This is a genomic window from Pseudorhodoplanes sp. (genome assembly GCF_035565855.1).
GTDB lineage: Bacteria > Pseudomonadota > Alphaproteobacteria > Rhizobiales > Xanthobacteraceae > Pseudorhodoplanes.
Genome location: NZ_DATMRX010000001.1, coordinates 1 through 9,062, shown reverse-complemented (window position 1 = coordinate 9,062; position 9,062 = coordinate 1). Strand labels below are relative to the sequence as shown.

Annotated in this window: 10 protein-coding genes; 8 read left to right on the top strand and 2 right to left on the bottom strand. The window is 62.7% G+C overall.

Annotation, left to right across the window (positions count from 1 at the left end):
- Positions 1-141: 141 nt before the first annotated feature.
- The 3 genes from VN004_RS00050 to VN004_RS00040 all read left to right on the top strand — a co-directional run bounded on the left by VN004_RS00050 (position 142) and on the right by VN004_RS00040 (position 1,335).
- Positions 142-906: a hypothetical protein gene (locus tag VN004_RS00050; RefSeq protein WP_325606060.1), complete on the top strand. Its 765-nt coding sequence runs from the start codon at positions 142-144 to the stop codon at positions 904-906.
- 63 nt (positions 907-969) lie between these two features.
- Positions 970-1,107 carry a hypothetical protein gene (locus VN004_RS00045; RefSeq protein WP_325606059.1) on the top strand — a complete coding sequence of 46 codons (138 nt, stop codon included), beginning with the start codon at positions 970-972 and terminating at the stop codon, positions 1,105-1,107.
- Between the two features lie 3 nt (positions 1,108-1,110).
- Positions 1,111-1,335, top strand: a complete 225-nt coding sequence (locus VN004_RS00040) for a DinB family protein (RefSeq protein ID WP_325606058.1) — start codon at positions 1,111-1,113, stop codon at positions 1,333-1,335.
- A gap of 71 nt (positions 1,336-1,406) precedes the next feature.
- On the opposite strand, the gene VN004_RS00035 is transcribed toward VN004_RS00040, so the two are convergent.
- A complete protein-coding gene (locus tag VN004_RS00035) occupies positions 1,407-1,883 on the bottom strand; it encodes an aromatic-ring-hydroxylating dioxygenase subunit beta (protein WP_325606057.1) in 477 nt (158 codons plus the stop codon).
- 3 nt (positions 1,884-1,886) lie between these two features.
- Positions 1,887-3,143, bottom strand: a complete 1,257-nt coding sequence (locus VN004_RS00030; protein ID WP_325606056.1) for an aromatic ring-hydroxylating oxygenase subunit alpha — start codon at positions 3,141-3,143, stop codon at positions 1,887-1,889.
- Between the two features lie 278 nt (positions 3,144-3,421).
- Between VN004_RS00030 and VN004_RS00025 the strand changes: the two genes are divergently transcribed.
- The 5 genes from VN004_RS00025 to VN004_RS00005 form a co-directional block, all read left to right on the top strand.
- Positions 3,422-4,387 (top strand): LysR family transcriptional regulator, encoded by a 966-nt coding sequence (locus tag VN004_RS00025; RefSeq protein ID WP_325606055.1) that lies wholly within the window; start codon positions 3,422-3,424, stop codon positions 4,385-4,387.
- 175 nt (positions 4,388-4,562) lie between these two features.
- Positions 4,563-5,924 (top strand): NtaA/DmoA family FMN-dependent monooxygenase, encoded by a 1,362-nt coding sequence (locus VN004_RS00020; protein ID WP_325606054.1) that lies wholly within the window; start codon positions 4,563-4,565, stop codon positions 5,922-5,924.
- 15 nt (positions 5,925-5,939) lie between these two features.
- Complete coding sequence (locus VN004_RS00015) at positions 5,940-6,563, top strand: NADPH-dependent FMN reductase (protein ID WP_325606053.1); 624 nt, start codon at positions 5,940-5,942, stop codon at positions 6,561-6,563.
- Positions 6,564-6,659: 96 nt separating this feature from the next.
- Positions 6,660-7,568: a LysR family transcriptional regulator gene (locus tag VN004_RS00010; protein WP_325606052.1), complete on the top strand. Its 909-nt coding sequence runs from the start codon at positions 6,660-6,662 to the stop codon at positions 7,566-7,568.
- A 155-nt stretch (positions 7,569-7,723) separates the two neighbouring features.
- A partial coding sequence (locus tag VN004_RS00005) for an aldehyde dehydrogenase family protein (protein WP_325606051.1) occupies positions 7,724-9,062 on the top strand: 1,339 nt, incomplete at its 3' end.

Genomic DNA, 9,062 nt, shown 5'->3' with positions numbered 1-9,062 from the left:
TGCCGCCACCCGCTCTTCGCGGTTACCAAAGGACGGGTTTATCCGCCGCGCGGGCCACGCTTCGGCTTTCATTAGCTTATCGCTAATGCTAATGTTTCGCGGGTGGCAGCATGGCTGCGATGGGGCACGCCGGACGCCGCTATGTCGATGCGCGGGGACTTGATGCGCGGTTATCTTGGTCGATCGTTGTTGCTGGCGGGCGGTCTGGCATTCGGCACCTGGAGTTTGGCGACCGGCTTCCATGCCTTGGCGGCTGAGAACGGCAAGCCCATCCGCGCCGCGCAGGTCAATCCGACCTCGCCGGCGCTGCCGCCCACCGTGGATCGGCCGCCCGCGCCGGCAACGGCTCAGGAGTGCGACGCGCTCTGCGTGCGCCGCAATGCCGATGTCGCGGCGCAAGCCTGTGTCCCGCTGATCGAGGCCCGGGCGCCGCTGGATTACGACTGGCTGTCGCGACCGTTCGGCGGCATGTTCACCCAGGCCGAGCAGCCCGGCGCGGACGGCATCATCCGTTACCGCGGCGACGGCATCCGCGTGCTGACGGCGCAGAACCAATGGCTGCGCCACGCCTATCAGTGCTCTTACGATCCGGTGAAGCGGCAGATCGTGGCGGTAGACCTGCGGCCCGGCCGGCTGGTGCCGCCGGCCGACGTCGCAAAGTTCATCACCGATGTCCTCAAGCAGCAGCCCGGCGCCCAAGTCACCACCCGGCAGGCCGGTCAGCAGCAGACAGCGGCTCGAACGACGGCCCAACCCGCTTCCAAGGCGGCGACCAAACCCAAGCGCCCCGTCTATGGCGAGCCGAGCCCGATCTTCATCAGCCAAGCTCGCTTGAAAACGGGTCAGATCGATTCCGTGACAAGCATCGCGCAATCGTCACGCCGCCGGTCCGATCGGTCGCCCTGAGGCCCTGCCGGCAGGCGAGCGACCAAAGAGCGGCCCACGCGATTCAAGAACATGGTTCATACGATGAACCATGTCTATGTGATCGACCGCATCTTCAGGGCGTACCTGGAAGGGTGGGCGCACGGATACACCGCGCGGAACACGGCCACCCCTCCTTCGCTGGCTGAATTACGGGCGCTGAAAACAGAAATTGACCAGTGACATATGGAGCAGGTGGATACCTGGTCCGAGCAGCAGCTGGCCGAGCCCATCTCCTTTGGATATGTGGGAGGGGGCGCGGGCGTGATGACGCGCAACGAAATCGTATTGCACATCGTCAATTGCGGCACCTATCACCGCGGCGTGGTCGCCGACATGCTGTATCAGGTGCCGGTGGTGCCCCCGGTCTCCGACATCACGGTCTACGTGCGCGACGTCGTGATGGCCTGAACGGATGTGCGCGGGCGCGACGTCCCTCGCCCGCCCGCACTGTTTCCAACGGTGTCTACCCGCCGTGAAAATCAGATCGGATAGATAATCGAATTCTTGACAACTTCACTGTCGAAAATGCACGAGCGCGACTTGAATCGAAGCCCCTCCGGGGTCTCGCGAACAACGTCGATATAGCGCCCGGCGTTGAACACCTCGCTAAATTCGTCGCGCTTGGTGCGCAGCACGAGATAGTTGGCCTCGGATCTGATTTCGCCGCCTTCGACGCCGATAACGCGCGGCGCCGAAACGATGTGTCGCTGATAATAGGGATCGTGATAAAGCGTCTCTCGAATGCCGTAGACCCGGTCCTTCAGCATGCCTCTGCTCTCGAGCCATAGGATCGACAGCGGCAGCTTGCGGTCGTAGTTTTCGCGAGCCTGGATACGGTACTCGCACTCATCGAGGAAAAAGTCTGGCCATCGCTCGAAATCGCCCGCATCGAGGCAAGCCGAGTATTCGCCATACAGATTCTGCAGCGCCACGTAACCGCCGCTGATATCCAGCATCGTTCAGATCTCCATCACTTTACGCCAATAGGCGAACATGGCGCGGAGCGGATTTTCCGTGATCAGATGGTTCAGCTCGCCCCAATCGCGGCCGCCCTGCTCCGCGATCGTGTTGCGCGCCGGCTCCTGCAAATAAGACTCCTGGCAGAATTCGAGCACCTCGCCGTCGTCGGCGGAGACGTAGCCGGCAGGCCCGAACATGTTGGCCTGTCGAAGCCGGCGTAGCGCCATGTCGGGGTCGTCCTCTTCAAAGCCGAAATGAGTCCAGACGAAATCGAACGCATCGGGGCCACGGGGGATGATCTGCCGTGTGGACATGCTGTTCGATTGCTGCTGAACGATGAGGTTCGGGAATAGCGTCAGCATGACAACAGTCGGGCCGTTCCACCACGGCTCCGGCTTTACATCGACGATCCTGTTGTCATGCAGCGTCATCCCCTCCTTGAAGCTGTGCAGCCCCTTCGTCACGTCGCCGCTCTCGACATTCTCGCGCTTCGAGGCCATCGCGCCGTGGCGGCCATGCACGTCAGTCACCAGGCGGGACGTCTGGTCGCCGCGGATCAGACCGAACACGACAAACCAAGTGTGTAGAAGCCCGACGTGATAGGGGTCCTTGATGTTCTCCTGCATCAATTTCCAGTTCGCGGGAATGCGCTGGCGGGAATAGCCGGTGATCTTGAGCTTGCGGCCATCAAAAACGCGGTCGAAATAGCGGAGGATTTCCGGGCCGAGATAATCCTCGAACGATTCCATCTCGTGATCGAACGAGGCGAAAATAACCCCGTTACGCACCGCGACGCTGAGCTTGTTCAGCGAATGATTCTTGGGATTGAAATCGGCGGGCATGCCGCCGCGCACCTCCCCATTCTTCTTGAGCCCGCGGCGGAACGGCACCCCCTGGAGGTTGCCTTTCAGATCGTAGGTCCACTGATGATAAGGGCAGAGGAACTCCTTGTTGTTGCCGAAGCGCTCCCGGCAAAACGCCGCGCCGCGATGCGCGCAAATGTTCTCGACGGCGGTGACCGACCCGTCTTCCGCTCTCGCGATGATGATCGACCGTTCCCCGACCGACGTCCGCTTGAAATCGCCGGGATTTGGAATCTCGGCTTCAAGGCCGACATAATTCCAATGCTTGGAGTAGAAAATGCGCTCCAACTCGCGCTGATACACGGTCGGATGTGTATAAGCCCAGAACGGGATCCGGCTGGATCCGTCATGGGTCCATGTCGGGATTTCAACATCGGGCTGCACATTCAGCATCGCGCGCCTCCGAGCTTTTCTTTGTTCCAAATCGTGGTTTCAAGTCATGGCGCGACGTGCGGCGCAAATCCACGAAACGCCCTGAATGTCCGTCATCACCGGAAGGAATTTTGCTTTTGCGCCGGGCCGTTTCGACAGTCGGCGAACAAAATATTCTGCGCGATGCTGCAACGCCGCATTTCGCCTCAAGGCCCGGATGAGGCAATATACGCTATATTTTTTAGTATATAACGACTCTAGAATGACAACCGGACCTCGGCTTTGTTCGGTGCAGCATCGTGGAATTGGAAAAGATCGACCTCAACCTGCTTCTCGTCTTCTCGCACCTTTTTCGCGAAAAGCGCGTGCTGCGGGCCGCCGAAAACCTGGGCATGTCCCAGCCGGGCGTCAGCAATGCATTAAATCGGCTCCGCAGCATCCTGAACGACGAACTGTTCGTGCGCACATCGCACGGCATGGAGCCGACCGCTTACGCCATGCAGGTGGCGGGCCCGATTTCCGATGCGCTCGAACTCATCAAAGGTACGCTTGCCGTCCGGTCGCCGTTCGACCCCGCGACAAGCACGCGCCGGTTCACCATTGCGATGACCGACATCGGAGAGATCGACTTTCTACCGAGCTTGATGGACAGCATCAGGCGCGTCGCCCCGGCCATCACGATCAACACCGTCCGCAACAACGCCGTTCGTTTGAAAGAGGAACTGGAGAACGGCCAGGTCGATCTGGCCGTCGGTCACCTGCCCGACCTGCAGACCAATATCTTCAAACGCCAGCTCACCGTCAGCCAGTACGTCTGTCTGTTTCGGCGCGGCCATGCGCTCGACAAAGCAAGCATGACGCTCGACGAGTTTACCGCGGCCGAACATCTCGTCGTGGTATCGGCGGGAACAGGACACGGCCTTGCCGACGATGAATTCGAGCGGCGCGGCATCGCGCGGAATGTGAAACTGAGAATCCCGCATTTTGCCGCCGTCGGTTATCTTCTGCACGAGACTGATCTCATCACCACCGTCCCGCTGCGCCTGGTGAACCGATGCGCCGGGCCGTTTGAATTGGCCTCCGTGCCTGTTCCTTTCGAGCTTCCAGCGATCCCCATCGATCTGTTCTGGTCGGCGCGTTACCATCGCGATCCGGCCAATCAATGGATCCGCACCATGATGGCGGAAACCTTCGTCAAAGAAGAGGCGACACGCCAGAATGCATCCTCCCGGATGCCCGAGAGCCTTGCCACGCGCAGAGCTTAGCGAGTCATCGCAACCACACGACGCGACGCCAGCCATCAGTGTTCCTAATCCCGCACCCAAGATTTTCCCGCTTGTTGGCTCCGAACTCCGCTGTTTGATTGCGGCCAGAAACGCAGGCAAAAATTTCTGAACATCTTTCGCTGCGTGCGCCGCAATTAATTGAAAGGAGTCTCCGATGAGTCGCGAAGATCGTTCCATGATTCTCACTGCCGCGTTGATGCACGGCCTCGGCCTGCATCTCGGTGCATGGATGGCGCGCGACGGTGAGGCATCGGATTACGTATCGCCATCGCTTTACACCGAATGCGCCCGCACGGCCGAGGCCGGCAAGCTGCACGCGGTGTTTCTCGCTGAGCAGATCACCAACCAGGAAAACGGTGTCGAACGCCCCTGCGGCACGCTCGACACCGCGATCACACTGGCGCTGATGGCCGGCACCACGGAACGCATCGGCCTCGTGGGCACCGCTTCCACAACCTACAACGAGCCTTACGAGCTGGCGCGGCGTTTCGCGACGCTCGATCACCTCAGCCGCGGACGTGCGGGCTGGAATTCCATCGCCACGCAGAACCCGACCGTCGCCGGCCAGTTCGGCCGCGGCGAGCACCCTGACCATGAGGGGCGTTACGAGCGGGCAGATGAGTTCATCGAGATCGTCTGCAAACTCTGGGACAGTTGGGAACCGGACGCGCTGGCCGGCGACAAGGCCGCGGGCCTGTTCGGCCGCGCCGATAAAGTCCACGAGATCAATTATGTCGGAAAGCATTTCTCGGTCCGCGGCCCGCTGCCGTTCCCGCGCCCGCCGCAGGGTCGGCCTGTCATTTTCCAGGCGGGGTCGTCGCCACGCGGACGCGATCAAGCGGCGAAATTCGCCGATGCGGTTTTCACCGCGCAACATCTGCTGGAGGATGCCGTCGCGTTCCGTACCGATATGCGCCGGCGCGCGGCAGCCTATGGACGCAATCCCGATCGGATAAAGATTCTTCCCGGCATGGCTGTGATCCTCGGTGACACGGAGGAAAAGGCGTGGGCGCGCAAGAAGCGGCTGGAGGAAGTGCTCGGCGTCGGCCCGAACCTGGCCAAGCTGGCGCGGCGGATCGGAATCCCGATGGAGGCGCTTCAGGAGAACCTGGACAAGCCTTTCCCGTCGGACCGCCTCATGCCCGAGGCCGAATTCAAAGGCTCGATCGGCTTTCGCCGCAGCATCATCAATCTTGCGCTCAAGGAAGAGCTGACCGTTCGCGAGCTGAGCTTGCGCTACGGCGGCGGCCATCAGGAGGTGGTCGGCACTCCCGAACAGGTCGCCGACGTGATGCAGGAGCGATGGCAAGCCGGCGGCGCCGATGGCTTCACGCTGATGATCGACATGCTGCCGTCGGGGCTTCACGACGTGGTCGACATGCTGGTGCCCGAGTTGCAGCGCCGCGGATTGTTCCACCGCGACTACGAGCACGACACCCTTCGCGCTTCGCTCGGCGTCGCCGAGCCCGGTAACGAGGCCGGCCGATCCGCTGCCCGGTCCGTCGTTGCCGCATAACGAAGGGGTGACACCATGAACGTCGTCGTCGATATGTCTTCGCGCCGCCAGTCGGCGCAGTCTCTTCCAGCCCCCCTCGTCCTCGGCATCGGCGGCACATTGCGGCCGCACTCGACATCGGAGCAGGCGCTGCGCATCGCCTTGCAGGCCGCGGAACAGCACGGCGCACGCACCGAAATCATCACCGCGCAGGAACTCGACCTGCCGATGTATGACTTCGGCTGCGGTACACTCGAGAAAGCCGCGCGCCTGATCGACGCGGTCCGACGCGCCGATGGGCTGATCGTATCGACGCCCGCCTATCACGGCGGGCTGTCGGGCCTGCTCAAGAATGCGTTGGATTACTTACAGGAATTGGCGGGCGATCCTTCGCCCTATCTTCACCGCAAAGCCGTCGGCTGCATCGTCAGCGCGGGGGGTTGGCAAGCCGGGGCGGCCACCCTCGTTTCAATCCGTTCCATCGTCCATGCCCTGCGCGGCTGGCCGACGCCGCTCGGGGTGACCGTCAACTCCGCGAATAAGCCGTTCTCTCCCGACGGCGACATTCAAGACATCAAGATCGGCGAGCAGCTCCGGATTCTTGGCGGACAGGTCGCCACCTTCGCGCAAGGGCGACAGTTGGCTTGCGCCACAGGCTGAACCGCCGCCGTCCATAGCATCGACAAGCACGGGCCAACCGGACTAGAGAACCCGCGCGGCCGCTTCACCTTTCCGAAAGCGGTTCGCGGGGGCCGCATGCTGGATGCGAAACGACTGAGAATCTTCTGCGCCGTCGCCGCCGAAGGCTCGTTCACGGCTGCCGCCAACCGGCTCCATCTCACGCAATCCGCCGTCTCGCAGCAGATTGCCATCCTGGAGCGCGAAGTCGGCATTCCTCTGGTCGAGCGCCTGCCGCGCGGCGTCGGCCTGACGGAGGTCGGCAAGGTCCTCGCGGAGCGGGGCCAGTCGCTGCTGCGCGAGATTGCGGCGCTTGAGCAGGAGTTGCATCGCGTCGCCGATCCTCCGACGCGCGTGACGCTCGGCGTTTTCTCCACGGCCGGCGCTCACCTGGTGCCGATCGTGGTCCAGAAGTACCGCGAGCGCTTTCCCGACACCCAACTGATCCTGCACGCTTCGCAGCCCGAAGACCTTGAAGCCAAGCTCGCTGAAGGGTTGATCGATGTCGGCCTGACATGGGACTACGACTTTCTCGCAAGGCCGATGGGCGCGCTGCACCGTCGACATCTTCTCAACGATCCGCTCTGCCTGCTTCTGCCGCGCAGCCACCCGCTCGCGTCCGGCCTTGAACCGCTGCGGCTTGCCGAGGTCGCGCATGAACCCTGGATCGTTCGCGGCCATCGCCCGCCCTATCGCGACGCCTTCGAGGTGATGTGCCGCATCGCGGGCTTCGAGCCCGATGTGGTGTTCCACACCGAAGACTACCAATCGGCGCAAGGTTTGGTCGCAGCGGGTGTCGGCCTGGCGGTCGTTCCGCGTCTGTCGATGACCGCGCAGCGCCCCGATATCGTGCTTCGCCCGATCCACGAACCTGCCTTCGCACGGCGGATTGAGGCCGTGGTTCTTCCGCACACAGGCCGCAATCAACGGGCGGAGCAGCTTCTGTCGCTCCTGCAGGAAACGCTGTCGGCGGGACCGCACGAATAGCCCGCGCATCGAACCGAAGCGACCGGGCGATGGAACGCCCTGATGGAACGCTCTCTTGCCGGGCGGCGTTCCCCGGAAAATTGCAATGCGCTGCCATGGTTATATACTGGCAGATATAACGAGACGGCCGTTTCTGGACGCATTGGAGTCGCCACGTGCCCACGCCCCTCAACACCGAGCCTCCCATCACCGAATACATGCTGATCGCCGGCGAGCGCGTCGACGGCCCCAACCGCATCGAGGTTCGCAACCCGGCGCGGCCGGACGAATTGGTGGGAACGGTCGTGCGCGGCACCGCCGAGCACGTCGATCGGGCCGTGACGGCAGCGAAATCCGCGCAACCGGCCTGGGCCGCTCTCAGCTTCTCGCAACGCGCCGGCCTGTTACGCCAGGCCCTCGCTTGCCTTGAAGCGGATATCGACCGGCGCGCCGCCGTGTTCGTCCGCGAAAACGGCAAGCCGCTGGCCCACGCGCGGGGAGAATTGCTGAGCGTGCCCAAGCGGCAACTGATGGCGCTCGACTACGCGGCGCAACTCGACGCCGAGCGCAAATACACGTCAGCCAACGGACAAACGTTCGTTCTCAACCGCCCTTATGGCGTCGTGGTGTCGATCGTGCCGTGGAATTCGCCCGACGTCTTGGCCTTCACCCAAATCGTTGCGGCGCTGCTCGCCGGCAACTGCGTCGTGCTCAAGCCGCCGGAGAGCTGCCCGCTGACGCTGACCCGCTCGGCCCGGATGTTTGCCGAGGCGCTGCCGCCCGGCGCCGTCAATGTCGTCACCGGACTTCCCTCCGAAATCGGCGACGCGCTCACGACGCATCCCGATGTCGGCAAGATCGGCTTCACCGGCAGCATCCCGTCGGCGCGACACATCATGTCGAACGCGGTGCAATCCATCAAAGGCGTGACGCTGGAGCTCGGCGGCAACGATCCCGCCGTCATTCTCGACGATGCCGAGTTCGATCCCGCCACGCTTTCGCGCATCCTGAATGCAACGTTCATGATGACCGGCCAGGTCTGCATGGCGATCAAACGGATTTATGTGCCCTCTAAGCGGAGCGACGAATTCCTGGACAAGTTCGGCAAGGCGGTCGACTCCATCGTGGTCGGCGACGGGCTCGAGCCATCGGTGACAATGGGCCCGTTGCACACACAGAAGGCCCAGGCCCGCGCCACCGGCCTTGTTGAGGACGCGGCCCGCCGCGGCGCCAACGTCAAACCGATGGGAAAAATCGACAGCGAGGCGACCTTCACCAGAGGCTATTTCATGCGGCCGACCGTGGTGACGAACCTTGCCGACGACGCGCCGCTGATGACCGAAGAACAATTCTGTCCGGCCATTCCGGTCGCCACGTACGACGACCTCGACGACGCCATCGCCCGCGCCAACCAATCGCAGTTCGGCCTCAGCGGATCGGTATGGAGCCGCAACACCGATCGCGCTCTCGATGTGGCGCGAAAGATCGAAGCCGGGCAAGTCTGGGTCAACAACC

What these genes read in the sequence shown, in the direction of transcription:
- VN004_RS00050 (WP_325606060.1), top strand. Translation starts at nt 142, where the DNA reads ATGTCGATGCGCGGGGACTTGATGCGCGGTTATCTTGGTCGATCGTTG.
- VN004_RS00045 (WP_325606059.1), top strand. Translation starts at nt 970, where the DNA reads ATGAACCATGTCTATGTGATCGACCGCATCTTCAGGGCGTACCTGGAA.
- VN004_RS00040 (WP_325606058.1), top strand. Translation starts at nt 1,111, where the DNA reads ATGGAGCAGGTGGATACCTGGTCCGAGCAGCAGCTGGCCGAGCCCATC.
- VN004_RS00035 (WP_325606057.1), bottom strand. Translation starts at nt 1,883, where the DNA reads ATGCTGGATATCAGCGGCGGTTACGTGGCGCTGCAGAATCTGTATGGC.
- VN004_RS00030 (WP_325606056.1), bottom strand. Translation starts at nt 3,143, where the DNA reads ATGCTGAATGTGCAGCCCGATGTTGAAATCCCGACATGGACCCATGAC.
- VN004_RS00020 (WP_325606054.1), top strand. Translation starts at nt 4,563, where the DNA reads ATGAGTCGCGAAGATCGTTCCATGATTCTCACTGCCGCGTTGATGCAC.
- VN004_RS00015 (WP_325606053.1), top strand. Translation starts at nt 5,940, where the DNA reads ATGAACGTCGTCGTCGATATGTCTTCGCGCCGCCAGTCGGCGCAGTCT.
- VN004_RS00010 (WP_325606052.1), top strand. Translation starts at nt 6,660, where the DNA reads ATGCTGGATGCGAAACGACTGAGAATCTTCTGCGCCGTCGCCGCCGAA.